The sequence below is a fragment of the Caryophanon latum genome (assembly GCF_001700325.1).
GTDB lineage: Bacteria > Bacillota > Bacilli > Bacillales_A > Planococcaceae > Caryophanon > Caryophanon latum.
Genome location: NZ_MATO01000058.1, coordinates 1 through 17923 on the forward strand (window position 1 = coordinate 1; position 17923 = coordinate 17923).

Annotated in this window: 8 protein-coding genes; 2 read left to right on the forward strand and 6 right to left on the reverse strand. The window is 43.5% G+C overall.

The features are described 5' to 3' along the window. From A6K76_RS13260 to A6K76_RS13270, 3 genes are all read right to left on the reverse strand, one after another. The coding region (locus A6K76_RS13260; RefSeq protein WP_139108699.1) for an S-layer homology domain-containing protein at positions 1 to 484 on the reverse strand (484 nt) is incomplete at its 3' end. 512 nt (positions 485 to 996) lie between these two features. Next, a complete protein-coding gene (locus A6K76_RS13265; protein ID WP_066465876.1) occupies positions 997 to 3420 on the reverse strand; it encodes a hypothetical protein in 2424 nt (807 codons plus the stop codon). Positions 3421 to 3645: 225 nt separating this feature from the next. Next, positions 3646 to 4290 (reverse strand): S-layer homology domain-containing protein, encoded by a 645-nt coding sequence (locus A6K76_RS13270; protein WP_066465878.1) that lies wholly within the window; start codon positions 4288 to 4290, stop codon positions 3646 to 3648. Between the two features lie 324 nt (positions 4291 to 4614). Between A6K76_RS13270 and A6K76_RS13275 the strand changes: the two genes are divergently transcribed. Together A6K76_RS13275 and A6K76_RS13280 are read left to right on the forward strand one after the other, a co-directional pair. Continuing rightward, positions 4615 to 5286: a hypothetical protein gene (locus A6K76_RS13275; protein ID WP_083995452.1), complete on the forward strand. Its 672-nt coding sequence runs from the start codon at positions 4615 to 4617 to the stop codon at positions 5284 to 5286. 4 nt (positions 5287 to 5290) lie between these two features. Then, positions 5291 to 6655, forward strand: a complete 1365-nt coding sequence (locus tag A6K76_RS13280; protein ID WP_066465882.1) for an efflux RND transporter periplasmic adaptor subunit — start codon at positions 5291 to 5293, stop codon at positions 6653 to 6655. 216 nt (positions 6656 to 6871) lie between these two features. Here the strand turns inward: A6K76_RS13280 and A6K76_RS13285 are convergent, their stop codons facing one another. The 3 genes from A6K76_RS13285 to A6K76_RS13295 form a co-directional block, all read right to left on the reverse strand. Beyond that, a complete protein-coding gene (locus A6K76_RS13285) occupies positions 6872 to 9547 on the reverse strand; it encodes an S-layer homology domain-containing protein (RefSeq protein WP_066465887.1) in 2676 nt (891 codons plus the stop codon). A gap of 558 nt (positions 9548 to 10105) precedes the next feature. Beyond that, positions 10106 to 11527: a D-alanyl-D-alanine carboxypeptidase/D-alanyl-D-alanine endopeptidase gene (gene dacB / locus A6K76_RS13290; RefSeq protein WP_139108700.1), complete on the reverse strand. Its 1422-nt coding sequence runs from the start codon at positions 11525 to 11527 to the stop codon at positions 10106 to 10108. A 172-nt stretch (positions 11528 to 11699) separates the two neighbouring features. Next, positions 11700 to 17918, reverse strand: a complete 6219-nt coding sequence (locus A6K76_RS13295) for a bacterial Ig-like domain-containing protein (RefSeq protein WP_066465895.1) — start codon at positions 17916 to 17918, stop codon at positions 11700 to 11702. Positions 17919 to 17923: the final 5 nt, after the last annotated feature.

Genomic DNA, 17923 nt, shown 5'->3' on the forward strand with positions numbered 1-17923 from the left:
TTTGAAGAAATGAATCGAATGGGTAAACTTGATGGCTATGGGGTACATCCGTAAACTTCGAATCATTTTTCAAATCAACGTTAATTTGAAATAACATCGCTAAAATTTTCGTCATTTGCGAGCGTGTAATCGGCTGCTGTGGATTAAAATATTGCTGCTCTTTAATAATCCCTTGCTCTACTAGCTGTTCAACGACACCATATCCTTTTTGCGTTGGCGAAAAATCCTCAAATGCGAGCTGTTTCGTTGCTGGTCGATCGACGATACCTTTCATCGCCGCAAGCGCTACGATGGCATCGATGCGTGGAATTTCTCTATTTGGTGAAAAATAGCCGTCATAAGCAGCCATATACCCTTGTTCGACAGCCCATTTCGCAGTCGGCGCACCCCAATGTGTATCGGGTATGTCCTTGTATGAAGCCGCGGCTGTCGTTGCACAACTAACAATACACATTAGAAATAATATGCTTATTATTTTGCGCATACGCTATCCCCTTTCTTTACCGGTCATATAAAAATATAATTGCTTACAAATATAACATGTTTTTCGCAGAGCGTGTTGATTAGCCTCCCATTGTACTGGACGTGTATGACGAATGCGATTACTCGTCGCCAAAAACATTTTTACGCTTCGTCCTTCACAGCAGCAAACTATTAAGTGCCGGAATTTCTAGAAACAGTCTCGCTGCAAACTCATCGTAATCAGTCCGGTCGTTCATTCGTTTAGCCGGTTAAAACACTTCATTTACCATTTGGAATGGCGAATCAACCGACCTACGCTTGAATCAACTAACTCTACCAACAGCTAATAAAACCACTCATTCGTTTACAGCGTTCATTTGTGCGGAATTATAAAGTTTTTAGACACGTCCTAATCAAATGAACAATTTTCATACGCGTGCAATATGTCAGTTTACACTACTTCTCTTCATCGCAAAAGCAAAAAAATATCATTCGACACATCGCTGCCTCGAATGATATTTCTTTTTCGCTACTTTACTTTAAACTTTCAGCTGTTTCATATTCGATGAGCTTCATGTAATTGGCAACGTGCGGTTTTTCATCTTCTTCTAACTTATCATACGCTTTGCGCGCAGCTTTTAATTTTGTCGCAAATTTTTTCGGCTCTAGCGTTACAAGCTCGTCGATATTTTTCATAACCTTCTCTACTTTTTTTACCGATTTTAATTCGTCCTTTAAGTAGTTATAGTTTACGACAAGCTTGCGATACGAAGACATGAGCTGCTTATAGCCTTGCTCCGCTGAACGCGCATCTTTCACGTAGTTAGGCGATGTAATCGATACGTTTTGAATAAGCGTCACGATGACATTTACTTCACGCATTTCCATCTCGGCTTCGGTAATGCGGTATGCACCTTCTACAAGACCTTTTTGCTGCTCCGTTAAGCTTTCATACGTTTGACGTGCTGTCGCTAAGTCCGTCGCGAAATACAAATTCGTCGGCTTTAACGCCTTAATTTTTTTTGATACTGATACTGGCTTTTCGTATTCTTTTAATACGTTGAAATTATAAACGAGTAGCTTTTGGTTCGGCTTTAATTTTGCGTATGCTTTTTGCGCTTTATCGAACGCCGCCATTAAGCTTTTCGGGCTATCATCTAACGCCTCGATTAACTCCGCTGTTTTTAATACAGGCTTAATTTGCTTTTCGACACCTTGAAGCTCCTTGTATTTCGACACGAGCTTGCGGGCGTCCTTTGGTAGCTCATTATACGCTGTGCGCGTTTGTGCCACATACTTTACGTAGTTTTCTTCCGGTTCCTCACCGACGCGCGCAATGCGTTCATCGACGTAATTCGCCTGTGAAATCATGCGCTCTGCTTCAACTAATTTCGGCTCTGCTTCATAGTTGCCGACAAAATCGCGCGTTTCTGCGTCAAACTGCATGTACTCTACACGTAAATCTTCCACGTCTTGGCGGTACGTTTTTGACGATGTGCGCAGCTTTGAAAGCTTTACTAAAAAGTCGCTAATTGGACCTGTTGATGCTAATGCGCTAACATTACGCACGTATAGACGCTCCTCTGGTGTAAGCTTATCAAACGCCTTTTGTGCAGCTGTTGCTTGCTTCGTAAACTGCTTGCTTTGAATATCAATTTTGTCGATTAACGCCTCGACTTTTAATACGTCCTTCACAATGCCCTCAAACTTCGTTAACTCGCTTGCATTTTCTACGAGCTTGCGCTGACCGGCATCTAGCAGCTCAAATGCCTCGCCTGCTGACATTACAACGCCCATCATATCTTGTGCTGTTGCGCTCGCAATTGTGCTAATGAGCTTTTCCATTTCCTCTATTTGCACTAGCTTTTGCTCCGCGTCTGTTAATGCGCTGCTATTTGATATGTAGCCTTGCTGCGTCGGTGTTAACGCATCGAAGCGCTGACGTAAATCTGCTACATCTGCTTCAAACGTTTTTGACGTCGTTTTTAATTTTTTAAGCGCGTTTGAAATCGCTGCTGGTTCGATATAGCTTTCTAATTTATCGTAGTTTTGTACGAATTTACGATCTGTCTCTGCAAGCGCATCGTATTTTTTCTTCACCGCTTCTGTACGTGCCGCAAATGTTGCAAGCGACGGCGAAATTTCATTAATTAACGCGACAATTTCCATCGCACTGCCGATCCCTTTTTCATGATCTAGCACGAGCTGATATCCTTGTACGAGTTTGCGCTCCGTCGTACTTAAGCTTTCATACAATGTTTTCGCCTCAGCTAGCATTGCGACGAACTCACTAATTTGGCTGTCTGTTAACGTCGATATATCTTTATTTAGCGATGCAATAATTGTTGATAGCTCGTCTACACGGTGTAGCGTATTTTCATGTGTCTTTAACGTATCCATATTCCCGACTGCATTTTGTACTTCCATCGGTGCATTGTCAAACGCCTCTTTAGCCGCTTCTACTTTACGCTTATATTCCGCTGCTGTATCCGTTAGCTTAATGTTAGAAATTTGCGTTACGATAATTGCAGCTGCCTCATATGTTTGTAGCAGCTGTTCGTTGTACACGTAGCTTTTCGCTTTGTCCGTTAAAGCATCATAAGCTGTGCGGGCATTCGTTACTTCACGCGAAAAGCCTGTTAGCTTATATGGGTTGATCGAAGCGATATCATTAATGACATCATTAACTTCTGTCGCCTCTTTAATTTTATCTTCTAAAATCGTGTATTGTGGCTCGCCTTTATACGTTGTTTTAAATTTTTGTAACGTACTTACGTAATCTTTAAAGCTCGACTCTGTTACTTCCCCGTTCGTCATCGTCGGTGAACATGCTTCAATATTCGTACTAAAGCTTGTCGCATCGACAATTTGTCTACATTCATCATTCGTTGCTTCTACACTCATTGCGCCGACAAACATCGCACCTGAAAGTAAACTAATTGCGACGATTCTTTTCATCGTCTTCATTCCCTTCTATATAAAACATTCTCATAATACATATCGACCTTTTATGACCATTTTGAACGCACAAACAGCCGACATGTACAAAATGAGCATTTGTAACGTCTCATGCATCGTAAGTAACGATAGCCACATAATAAAAAAAGGCAATATACCTATGCATAGAAGCCTATTGTCGCATAGCTATATTGCCGATTCATTATTTTTTTATGTGACACATCATCACTCAACCGTCGTAATGTTTAAGTCATCGCGTAATGCGTTCATCGTTCGATATAAAAAGGTTGCAACGTGCCCGCGTGTTAAGCCTTGATTCGGACTAAACGTTGTCGCCGTTGTTCCTTGTGTAATGCTGTAATTAATAAGCGTTTGAATATAAAGCGCCGTATCGCGATGCTCTGGCATATCTTTAAATTTCGAATCAATCGACGACGCCTTGTTTAATGCAAAACCGAGCGTCAGCATTTTTGCTGCGTGCGAGCGTTTAAAATTGCCATTCGGACGAAACGAGCCATTTTCACCAGACACAATACCTAAATTAGCGAGTGCGGCAATTTCCCCGTAATAAGCATGTGATGTCGGCACATCTTTAAAGTTTGGATTTTTCACGTTGATCGTATCAAGCTGTAATGCTTTTGCAAACATTTTAGCCGTTTCACCACGTGTTGCAATCGCGTTTGGCTCATATTTATTTCTCGTTGCGCCAAATACGATACCCTCAGCATATAAAGTTTCAATGGCTTCCTTATGTGTATTACCTTCAATGTCAGTAAACGGTGTTTTTTGTGCAATGACAGGAATTGCGGCTTGCACTGAAAAAACAATGACGATGGCAATACATACAATTAACCAGTATGTCCTCTTCAACGAAAGACCTCCCAATTTCAACGTATTTTATATTTCGTTGAAAGTTTCATGTTGTTTCATACAGTATAATATATCGCGTTTATTTGTTACAGAAGAAATCACAAACAACTATTTTCTAGTCATAGAACGTTATATTTCTAAACAGTAACTTGTCTGAAAATACACTGTAAAAGCATATTTCATTATAACGAAAAATGCGAAACATATTACGCGCAACTATTTATCTTTAATTCTTAATTTTCCCTTTTCATTTAGGGAATTTCTGTTACATTTATTAGTAGGGAAATTATTATAATGAGCTATTTAAGAAAGGGGAATTTTCTCGTGTTCAATTATTCAATTTGGCGCACGTTCGTAAAACCAGCTCCTTTCCATAACGCATTACAACAAGAAATGGAATTTAAAGGATACAAGTTACGTGTATTTCTTGTATTTTTAGCAATAGCCGTTTTCTTTTTAGTACGTGATTTATGGGGACTCGGAACAGAACAAGCGACTGCGCTATTTGCACAGGGCTTTATGGATCAATACGTAACGGCTCGTTATGTGTCGGCGCTTGGTGCAACTTTACTAGGGATGTTATATTTTGCATTCCACTACTACATCGTAACGTATTTTTTATACTTACTAACAGAGTTGCCATACAAATGGATTCAACGCGTACAAGTGTATGTTATTTGCATTTTACTTGTAGAAAAGCTCATTCATTTTATCGTCTTCTATAACGTAGGATATGCAACAAATTTATCATTTTTATCACTTGCACCTATTTTAGCACAATGGACGACAAATGAGTTTACGCTATTTTTACTTAACCAATTAACAGTTGGGGTCGTTGCAATTATTGGCGTTCAATATGCATTCTTAAAAAAATGGAACGAAAGCAACAACGCGCCGCTGCTATTCAAAATTATTTTCGTACATATTATTATTGCGATTTTTGTAGCAATTATAAGTGTGCTGCCATTACAAGACTGGCTTGTAGGGGGATTATAATAATATGACATTAAAAAAATCAGTATGGATTCCTACCGTTTTATGTGCGGCCGTTGCTGGAACGAGCAGCTACATCGCATTTGGTGAAGACAGTCCTGTAGAGCGCTCATATTTTATTAACGAATATGCCGTTGCAACTGCAGATGCGCATGAAGAAATTTTACAAAAAGATGCCGTACTTGCCTCTGCCTCTGTACAAACAGTCACAGCGAACGCAATCGATGTCGACGAGCTGTTAGTAGCTCGTGGCCAGGTCGTTGCAGCTGGCGAGGAACTTTTAACATTCCGAACTGAAGCAGCTGAACGCGAATACGAGCGCCTTCAAATTCAAGCAGATGCGTACGCGGACGAATTAGACGCACTTGAAACAATCGCAAGCTCACTCGGCTACTCAGGATCAAATGACCCGACTGGCACGTTAAATTTATCGGAAATTGGCGAGCAGTTAACAGTCGATATGGAGCTTGAAGTATCGATTTTAGAATCACCGCTACAAGCAGCTGCTATTATCGACCAACGCATTATCGAAGTGCAACGTGAGCTAGATATTATCGATTCGTACTTAGCGATGGCTGACGAAGGTGAAGCAGCACTCATTAGCCCAATTGACGGTACGATTACGGCAATCGAAACAGAATCAGGCTTCATTACAATCGAAATTTATTCAGCTGAGCAAGAATACGTAACGTTCGTATCAGACAGCGAATGGCAGCGTCTATCTGAAGGACAAGCTGCAACAATTTCCGCTCAATTAGAGGACGATTCAATCGAAGACGAAATAACAGGTACAGTATCTGTAAAGCATAAAGTACCTGCAACAAATTCACCTGCGTATGCGCAAATTCAACAGCTCGACGTATACAAAGACCGTCCGCTTTATGAAGTAGCGATTCAAGCAGATGAAACGCTTGATCCATTACCGTTTGGCTCAATCGCACAGGCGAAAATCGTATTGAACGAGGAGCTATTTGCGTACAAGCTACCGACTGCATGGATTGCACCACCACCTAAAAACTTACCGGCACCAGCTGACGATGAAGCAGTTGTTGAAGGCGAAGAAGTGATCGAGGATGAAACGGTTGACATTATGCTCGACGACATTCAATTAGACTCATCATTTTACGGTGAGGATAACGTATACACGCTCGGCTATGACGGACGTGTACGCTTAAATCCAATCGACGTATCATTCACAACAGGTAATGCTTCAGTTACACCGACAGACTTAATCGACGGTACAATTTTATTAAATGCGACAGCGCGTGACATTTACGCGGAAACATTTTTAACGATGCCGACGAAAAAGCTTGAGTGGAGCAACTTAAAGCAACTATCGTGGGAAGATTACGTGAAGTATTTAGTATTTTAATGAACAGCTGTGCTAAACGTCGATGCCGACAATTAGCACAGCTTTTTTCGTCTCAATTAACGCGATCGATGCACGTAAAGAAGCGTAGACAAAAAAGTGCCATCAGGAACAATTTCCTGATGGCACTTTTCGACTGCGCTACGTCATCTATATTTCACGATGAACTTCATCCGTTGAACAGTTGAAACTCACTTCTATTTTAAACGGCTGTTATCGTTATTGTACTGTTACAGTCGCGCCGTTAAATTGTAATGCGTTACGGTTACCATCTGCAATGTTTGCATTCGGGTCTAACGTAATGCGCACGGACGATTTCGATGCGAATGAATCACCTTCTGCAAGTGAAATAAGCGCCTCTGTTACAAACTGTGTGCTTTCTGCTGCGCTTGTCGTCGTTTTCGCACCGACAAACACTTTATCACCTTCTGCAACGATAAATGCATTCTCTCCTACGTTGTGTACCGCTTCTGAGAACGTCACTTTCAGCTGATTGTCCTTCACCATTTCAACGCTTGATACTTTCGGCGTTACGTTTTCTGTTAACGTGATCGTTTGACGGTAATTATCCATAACATTTGATGAGCCTGCTGCTTTAATGTTCGCTACGCTAATGTAACGCGTACCGTCATGCTCAACCGAATCCGCCTTTAACGTTACGATTGCTTTATTTAATGCACCTGCAAGTACGACTACGCGCTCCACTTTCGCACTATCGATCGTATAGTTCGATGCTGTCGTCGCTGTCGCTGCATCTACGTTTTCTGTGAAAATAACTTCGATTGTATTGTTATCTACGATGACGATGTCGTCCACTTCTACTTTCGTCGTGTTTTCGCTTACATCCTCACCGCGTGTAAATGTGACGCTATTAACCGTTTCAGCTGCTACGTCTGCCTCGCTCACGATGTTTTTGAAGCCAAGTGATACGTCATACGCCGCACCGATATTGTTTTCTGCGATATCTGAAAGCTTCACGCGCACTGTTTCTGCATCAACGCGCGTTACCGCAACGTCTTTTCCAACTAATGTGTTCGTTACCGCGTTTTGAACGTACGTGCCATTTACCGTAACGGCTGCACTGTCGTTTAATGTAACAGGCTTGTTGAATTTAATCGATAAATATTGATGCCCTTTATCGACAATAACGGCTGTTGATGATACGACTGGCGCTGTTTTATCTACTGCAAATGTTGCTGTCGTCGTAACAGATGCCGCTTTTTCACCTGATAAATCTTCGACGTTGTTTACGACAATTGTATTTAAGCCGTCTAACACGTTCGTTACCGTTACTTTATATTGCATATCTGATAGTTTTTCAACCGCTGTTACGCCATTTGCCGTGCTAGCACGTGATACGGAAATGTTTGCTGCTGTAAATGCACGCACTGGCTCTGATAACGTTACTGTAAATGATTTTGCACTTAGCTGCTCGATTTTTGAAATAGTCGGTGCTACACCGTCTGCTGAGCCTTTTTCAAACGTTACGCTCGCTGGGTTTGGCGAAATTAAATTACCGGCAACGTCCGCTGTGCCAACGAATGTCGCGGTTACTTTCGCGTTTGGTGGAATCGCTTCAGACGATAAATCAAACTCCACTGCTGTTTTATTGCCAATTAATTCCGCTACTGCAACAGCTGATGAACCGTCCGCTAGCTTTAACGTGACAGTGCCGATGTTTGAAAGTGGCTCTGAGAAATTCACGATGACGCGGTTTGCGTACGGACGCTCTGTACCAACAATCGTCGGTGCTGTTTTGTCTGGTGCTACGTTAATAATTTCATCGTACGATACGTTATCTACGCCTGCTGCTGTTTTAAAGTTTTCGACAACGACTGCGTAACGTCCAACGAATACTTCCTCAACTGTAATGATCGCTGACTTTTTATTCGCTGAAAGCTTCATATCCTTCACCGTTACGACCGCATTGTTCGTATCGATGCCGCGAATAGTTACGTCACCTAAATCTTTCACTTCTTGATTAAACTTCACTTCTAGCTGTGTACCGTTTTTCGCTACGACGCTTGATACTTTTAAATCTGATACGACATTCGTCACTGTCGCTTTATATGTTACGTCATTAATTTTAAATGATACTTCTGTCGCTTCGTTATCTACTAATGGTGTTTCAAGTACAACGTTATGTAATGAACCATCACTTAACTCTGCTGTTAACTCTGTCGCTGATACAACTTTTACATCCTTTAACGTTAAAACAACTGGTGGCTTTACTTCTTCTTTAATGAATGCACGATGTAAAAATGATACGAAGTTTGCGCGCGTTACGTTGCCTTTTGGATTAAACGTCGCTACGTTTGAAATACCGAGTGCGTTAATAGCTGTAATCGCTGCACGTGCCTCTGTTTTCGCTTTCTTTAAATCCGTTACGTTACCTTCTTTTTCTTGCTCTTTCGCAATCGCAATTAACGTTTGCCCTAAAATTTTCTCCGCTGCACGGTCTAGTACGAGCGCCATGTTTTCACGAGAAATTGGCTGATACGAAATTAAGTTGCCGTTGCTCCCTTGGAATACGCCTGCATCATAAACGATCGCTGCGTTCATAATTAGATCTTTATCGCTCGCATCTAAACGAATATCTTTAAAGCGCTGTTTCGTTTCCCAGTCAGTCGGAATCGTCGCATACCCTTCCTTTACTAAAAAGCGACCGAGTAATTTTACAACTTGCCCGCGCGTAATATTACGTGCAGGTGAAAAAGTCGTTTCAGACGTACCGTTAATAATGCCCGCTTCCGCCAATGAAACGATTTCATCTTGCACCGTTTGCGAATATTGACTAATATCAGCGAACTTCACGTCGGCCGATGCAGGTGCTGCAGCCGATACAACTAATGCGGCACTTGATGCTGTTACAAAAAACTTTTTGTACTGTGTCATAATAAAAATTCCTCCCTATTCATTACATTTAAAAGACAAATTATCAAGCGTGTTGATTAGCCAATCAATTGGCAGAAGCGTATTGCGGCTCGCTTTCCTGGGGCTCGGCTCAAGCCTCCGCACCGCTCCTACGTCGCGGCTTACGGGGTCTTGAGGCACGAGCTTTTCCCCAAGGAGTCTCGCCACACGCTTACTGCCATTAATATGCAGCATTTATTTCCAGATGGTTGCTAAAAACAACCGATTTCACTGTATATAAATGGCTAATCAACAGACATGACAAATTATGTTAGTTTGTTCACATTCTTATTGTACGCATAATAACATCTTTTTTCAAACTATGTACTTTGTCATTGAACTGCCTCTTATTATAGCCGAAATGCTACTTTTTACTATTAAGATTCCATTAAAATTGTTACAATTACTGGTCATTTATATGATAAAAGCGTTACGTGAACGAAAATTCAACGTAACGCTCGTTTATTTTGTAAGAAATATGTCGCGCAAATAAAAAAATGCTGCGTTCAAGTCATTTCAACTTGAGCGCAGCATTTTATTTTAAAGCTGACGATACATTTCAAGTACAACGCGGTCGATGCGTGCAACCGAGCCGTTTTTCGTCACGACACTAAATACATACCATTCGCCGCTCTTCCCGCGAAGATAACCTGATAATGAATTAACGCCTGTATGTGTACCTGTTTTCGCCATGACGCGGTTCGGAATTGACGTTAAACGAGAGCGTAACGTCCCCCCCATTAAGCGATCATAATGACCTGCTTGTGGTAAGCTCGGTAAAAATGCAGTTTTATACCACGAGCTACGGTTTGATGAAATGAGTAAACGCGTTAATTCGTTCGCTGTGAAACGGTTGTTCAGCGACATACCTGAGCCGTCGACTGCGCGTACGTTATTCATATTTAAACCGATTGATTTTGCGTACTCTGTTAATACGGCCGCACCAGCTGTATTACTACCTTCACCTTTTACGACACGTCCTAGCGTCTTCACTAAAATGTCCGCAATACTGTTGTTGCTTAGCTTGTTCATCATGTATACGATGTCATCCATTGGAATCGACTTCACTGAATGAATAAGCTCCGCATGCTTTGGCACTTTCGCATATGTTTGCTGTGAGCCTTTAATGAATGTTACCCCTTGCGTTTCCCACACTTGCTTCATCGCAACGAGCGTGCTTAACGTCGGGCTATATAATGTCATCCACTCACGCTTCGTCGCACCGACCGGAATGCTTCCTGATACGATAATGCGGTTCGTGTTGTATTGGCGTTTAATGGATAGCGTGTTTGCTTTTCCTTTTGCGACTGTTTTTGCTTGGTTCACGATATTCATACCGCTTGAGTTTGGCATGTATGTAAGCGTTGGAGCTTTACCTACTGAAGAGCCTGTTGCCGATACGATCATTGTACTTGCATCGTAATCGTTGTTCGGTGACATCGTTAATGCTGAAATTTGCGCACCGTAATATTGTAATTCATCTGTGCGTCCGATACCTGGTGCTAAACGCGGACCTGTAAACCACGATTCATCTCCGTAAAAATGACCGTTAATTTGCGTAATCCCTTTTGCTTTTAACGCATTCGCAAACGTAATGAAATCATCTGCTTGGAACGTCGGGTCACCTTCACCGCGCACGTACACGTTACCGTTTAGCGTATTCCCTTCGATCGTGCCGTCGATATATAAATCTGTCGTCATTTCATAGTCTGTACCTAAATGATGCAATGCAGCCGCTGCGGTTAACAGCTTCATGTTCGATGCTGGGGCAAGCGCTAAGTTTTGATTATACCCGTACACAAGTGTGTTCGTATCTAAATCGCGCACCGCAATTGTTGCCTGCACGCCTTTCATTTGTGCTTGCACTGTTTTTGTAAGCTGTGCCGTATTTGCTGATGCAGTCGGCGCCATCGTTGCGACAACTAATAACACAGACATACATAAAGCGATTATTTTCTTCACGTTTTCGTTTCCTCCATTTTCAATAGCTTTACGATATTACTCCATAATACCATTTTAACATGTCCTTTTGGTCACTGTTTCGAGCAATAAATTAATACGTTTATGCATATTTCTCTACATGTAAAAACAAAATGCTAAAGGAAACATCGTCGCTCCCTTTAGCATTTTCACATTATGGTGTCGGTGTAACCGTTACGGTCGCTTCCTCGTAAATGCGTTTTACGTCTTTTTCGTAGTAACCTTTCACTGCTTTCAGACCGCTAATGTCATCCATAATAATGGTCATGTTCGGGTTGCTGAAATGTGCAGCGTTCGGTAAGTGGTCTAGCTTCACCGTTACCGTCGTGCCGTTTACGACAACGCGCTCGTTCACATCTGCTGCGGCAATTTTTAGCTGCTGCGGAGTACCTTCTACTGTGTAGTTGACGATGAAGTCCTCTACCGGTAAGAAGTTGTCAAGCGGTAGCTCTACTGCTTGCGAGAACGTTAACGTTAAGTTTCCGACGAACGATTCGTTTTGACCGAGCGTCCACGGCGTTTTAAACTGTGTTGCCGGGTCTGGCGTTGGCGTCGTCGCAACTGGTAAATCATTCACCTTTAGCGCACCGTTTAAATTGTCGTTCGCAATTTCTCCGGTCACCGCTGTGAAAATTTTCAGCTGATCGTTTAACGCTTCTGCTCGGTACTTGCCTGTAAACTTCTCATTAATCATTGCCGATAATGCCGTCATGCTTGAGAATGCTGGCACTTCCTCTAGCTTCTCTACGTCTGCTGGACCTGCCTTCGTCGAGAACTTGTACACTTGCCCGTCAAGCACGAGCGTACTCGGCTTTTTATACGCTGTGAAAAATTCTGCTAACGGAATATCGATTGACGTCGCCGTTAAACTTAGCGTGTACGTGCGCATATTCGTAATAATGCGGTATGAAATATCCTCGCGCGTTTTCACCGTTGCACTGTCGCTCTCAGCCGTTTCTTCTTTCGTCAGCGATAAGCCTTCTTTTAACGTAAAGCGAATGGCGTTGCTCGTAATTTCAATGTTGAAAATGTCCGAGAATGCACTTAACCGCTGCTCTAGCTCTGTACGGTTTTTGTACGTCGTGTCCGATGACTTCGATGAATCGAACGTTTGCTTCGCTAAAATTGGTGACAGCTCGATCGGTGGCTGCGTCGTCGTCGGTTGTCCTACCGTCGTACTACCGTCAATCGTTATTTTCGGTGTTGTCGTCACTGTTTTTTGTACCGCTTTCGTTAACGTCAATGTACTCGCCGGCACTTCATCTACGCGCATATCATCAAGCATTACCGTAAACTGTGCTGGTGTGCGGTCTGTTTTTTGTAACGTCGACGCCGCTTTGTTCATCCATGCTTCGATATATTCCCCGTTTACCGTCACGTATTTTTCCGTGCCGTTTTCAGTGAACTGCTTATGCACTAATACGTTCACAGCGGTCGTTTTTTGACTGCCGTCTGCTGACGAGCTCGTCGGTGTTGGCACAACGGTAATTTCTTTAATCGCCTGCATCGCATCTTCATTTTTTACGTTCCATACGTCGCGTAACGCTTTTCCAACTAGAGACGTCATAATCACTTTATCCGCATCGCTTAACGTTTCACCGTTACGCAGCTTGTCCATTAACGCCGCATTTGCCGATGTGAAGTATTTGAAAATATCGACGCGCTCAGTCGCTGTAAATGCATCGTATTTCGGTAATGTGTTCAGAAGACGAATCGACGGTGATGCTGCCATTTCACGCGTGCCGACCATAACAACGACTGAGTCGACCATTGGCTTCACATCGTTACTTGCTGTTACTGTATTACCGCTTAGCTTCATCGCTGTGCCATTTTTTAATTTCACAGTCGCACCAGTTGGCATTGCTACTTCTACATCGTCTACGAACGCTTGCGCACGAATTGTCAGCGCATCTGTTTTCGTCGGTGCAGCGCCGTAGCCATTTGCCCATTCGTAATTCGCTACGTCTAACACTTCCTTGCTCGTGTTGAACGATACTTTATATTCATACGCATCCGCTTCAGCTGGCACTGTAATTTGCTTCACCGCTAACGGGAACTCGCCAAGCTTTTTCGCTTTATTTGCTGCTGTATATAAGCGTAACGTGTACGTGCCTGCATCGTTTAAGTTCGTTAAAATCGTACCGGCGCCGCTCGCATAGCTCGATACGGCTGATGCTGTCGCCGCTTCTGTTGCGCCTTCTTTCGTTAACGTGTAAAACGGTGCGCTCATCGGTAAGTCAAAGCGCTCGCCAACTTGGTCTAGCACATCGAACGAAATCGTACGTGCAAGCGGTGTAATATTGCTTGAGTTTGTCGTCGCAATCGCACTACCTGACGTCAGCTCTGAAGATGTCGCTTGACGTTGCGACACCATGTTTAATGCATACGTATACGGGTTATCAAGCGGTACACCGTCCACATTATACGTAAACTGCACATCTAAATCTGCTGCTGATGCAATCGTTAAACGACCTGTCGCTGCGTTCACTTGTGCCGACGTCGTATCTGCTTGCCCTGTAATACGATTCGCAAAGTTTACCGTGCTAATTTTAATGTTGTTTAACGTCGCCTCATCTGTAATGATTTTCCCTGCGCCGTTCGTTGCTTGTAACACTTTAAAATACACGTTGTTCGCATCTACATCATCTTTTGATACGACGCTGTACGGATATTTCGTATGCGTGCCGTTTTTGTCCCACCATAGCTCGACTTTATCAATCGACACAATCGTTTGCTCATCGACGACATACACTTTTAGCGGTGCGTATTTGCCGCGGTATGAAACGTTTACTGTATAGGCACCAAGCTTTGAATTATCAAAGCTCGTAATTTCCACTTCCTCTGGCGTACCCATTACGGTAATTTGCTCATTTAATGCGTTGTCGAGCGTCACGTTTAACTTTAGCTTCGTGACGTCTACTTGCCCGCCGCGTGTGACGAATACCATTTCTGGCTCTACCGTGAAGTCGCGCACGTTGTTTTCGTTAACGCGCACTTTTAACGTCGTCGTTTTATCGCGGTATGAAATCGTTAACGTTTGCTCGCCAACTTTCATCGGATCAAAGCCCGTTACTTCATAGTCGCCTTCTTTTAACGTTTCGTCACCGTCTGCGAAGTTTGCCTTCACCGTCAGCGTACCTGGAATGAAGCTCTCCCCTTTTGAATACGTCGATTTCGTCGTCGAAACGGTTAAGCCGTCTAACGCTACGTCATACACTTCTACTTCAAACTCAGCGATGACGTCACCATATTCAATTTTGAACGTTTGGCGACCAGGTTTTGACGTATCAATCGTGCTTAGCTTAATGTTCGGGTCATCTAGCGGTACTGGCTTCGATGTGTTGTCGTTGTAAAGCCCTGTTAATTCAAGCCCTTCAATCGAGAACGGAATACCTGTACGATAGCGAATGCGCTCTGGTAGCTTATCGATAATTAATTCCTTCAGCGCAAGCGGTGATTTTGAAATCGTTACGTCAAATGTCGTTTCTAAATTGTTTAACGTAATCGTCACCTTTTGCTGCGTGCCGTGCGCCGATGAATCGAAGCCGCTAATCATGCTTTTCGTAATTTGCTCCTCACGTGTGCGGTTGCCCTCATACGTTCCGATTACTTTTAAGCCTGTTAAATCGAGCTCCTCACCTTCGCGGTACACAACTTTCACTGGTGGCTGCTCAACGTGAATGCTAAGCAGCGGTAATACTTTCACTTTAAACTGCGATGATTTATTATCATACGTTACAGTAAGCACTTGCTCGCCGACTAAGTTCGGGTTAAAGCCTGATACGGTTGCTAAGTCACCAGGGAATATGCGCGTCGATTGGTCGGAATATTGCGCTTGTAGCTCCATACCTGTTAAATCAAGCTCCTCACCTGGGAAGTACGCAAGCTTATCTGGCAGCTTCGATACAGCGATGCGGTCAATGTTCATAATCGTTACGTTGAAGCTAATCGCACGACCGTTATACGTAATACGCACGCTTCTTGAACCTGGGCGCGCACTGCTAAAGCCTGTAATTTTCGCCTCGTTTAATTTCACGTCCATTTCACGACCGTCCGCATAGCGCGCGATCAGCTCCATGCCTGCCGTGTTTAACCCTTCATACACTTGGTATTCCTTTTGAATCGGTGGTCTTCTTAAAATTAAATCGGTCATTTCAATCACGTCGACATCAAACGTCGCCATATGCCCGTTTAAGCTAACCGTTACCGACTGCTTCCCTGCGCGCATCGGGTCATAGCCCGTAATATTCGCCATGTTCACACGTTCAACACGCTCTGATCCGTCCTCATAAATACCTGTTACGACCATGCCATTTAAAAGCAATGATTCCCCTTGGTAATACGTTGTCGTCGTCGGTGGGCGCGTAATTTTCAACGCCGAAACGAGCGGTTGGTGCTGTGCGACTACTTGAATAACATACGCTGCTGTACGATTTTGCTTGCGAATCGTAATCGCCTGTGAGCCAGGGCGCGTTAAGTTAAAGCCGCTCGCATCTGCATCGGTAATCGTTTCACGACGCACTGTACCGTCCGCATACGTACCTTCCACGACAATACCTGACGTCGAAAAGCTGTCGCCAATACGGTACATCGTTTTCGTCGGGTTCGTAACGATTTTAATGCTCTTTAACTCAAGCACCGTCACTTTCATCTCTTTACTAATGCCGTCTACCGTAATTTTAATCGTTTGGTCACCGATTAAGTTCGGGTTGTAGCCTGTAATATTCGACGACTTAATGTGCTGACGCTTCAGCGAGCCGTCCGCATACACACCTTGCACGACGAACTCTGTTAAATCGAGCGCCTCACCTTGATAGAACAATTTATTTGTACGCGTCGTATATACGAGTAAATCTTCAAGCGACTCCATGCCGTTGTTTTCTTTCCCGTAATCCGTCACGTAATAAATGCGCGTTTCCGCTTCGTCCATATTCATTAAAATATCGACGAGCTCACGCTTATAGTTTTTCGCTAAAATATCGACTTGCGCATGCTCACCGACGAAAATACGTGCATCCTCTGACGTTACGTTGAAGTTGCCGACACGTCCGCGCAATGACAGCTTCGCAATGCCTTTACCACGGTAGTTAAACGTCGTAATCGTTCCGGTTCCTTTTACTTCTACGTCGCCACCGCGCGCTTCAAGCATCTCAATGTCGCCGTATAAGCTAAACGCCGATACATCGTCTGCTACACTTACGTAGCGCATCGGTGTATCTGTCACAAACGTCGTAAAGTCGCGTGCGATCGATACAACGCCAAGCTCCGAATTACTTACCGTCACTTCAATTTCGTCCTCTGCCGTCGCAGGTGACGTCGTATTGTTCGTGCCGTCAAACTGATCTTTTACCGTCGTCGTCCCTGCTACGCTCGTATTGCTAAACTTCACAAATTTCGCCGTACGATTCGCACCTGAGTTCACACCGTTAATGACAACATCACCGTCAATCGTAATGTTGTTTACTTCCGTATACTCACTTTTAATAGCGAGATTGCCGTGGAATACTTCCTCACCACCGTCGAACACGATCGGCGATGATTCGTTACCGCGCGCATTGAGCTCGATGCTTTGCACACCGACAATGACGTTGTTCGTAACGTACACTTGTAAATCTGCACCTGTTAATGCACGCACATTGTCCATGCTTAAAATGCCGCGCAAACTAGCACCAATCGTATAAGTCCCTTTATCTGTTACTAAACGACCGTTCATTAAATTTTGTACTTTCACTTCCATCGCACGGTCTTCTACGTGGCGCGCACGCATAACGAATGATGCTAACTGTCCACGCGTGACCGCTTCACTTTCCGAATACATCGTCGCCGTTTTCCCTACTGTTACGCCGAGCGCATATAACGACTTAATTTGGTCGTAATATTGGTTGCCCTCTTTTATATCTGTAAACGGCAGCGCTACGTCTGGAAACTTATCTAAGTTAAAGCCGTTATAAATAATTTTCGCCATCTGTCCACGTCGCAGCGTATTGTTCGGCTTATACGTACCATCTGGGTAACCGTTAATAATGCCTGCTTGTGCTAACACCGCAATGTACTTGTAGTAGCTATGCGTCACCGGCACATCGGCAAAATTCGGATTCGGCCCTGTGTATGTATTTTCCGGCTTAATGAGCCCAAGCACACCTGCGATAATTTTCGCCGCTTGCCCACGCGTTACAGACGCATTTGGCTTATACGTACCATCTGGATAACCACTAATCACTTTCTCGTTATACAGCGCCATAATATTATCATAATGCGTTTGCGTTTTCGGCACATCTGAAAATACTGTGTCCGCCGCATTCGCTACACCTGGCATCACGATCGGAGGTGTTACTAACGTCGCCGCCACCGCAGCCTTTAAAATTTTTTGCATAAATA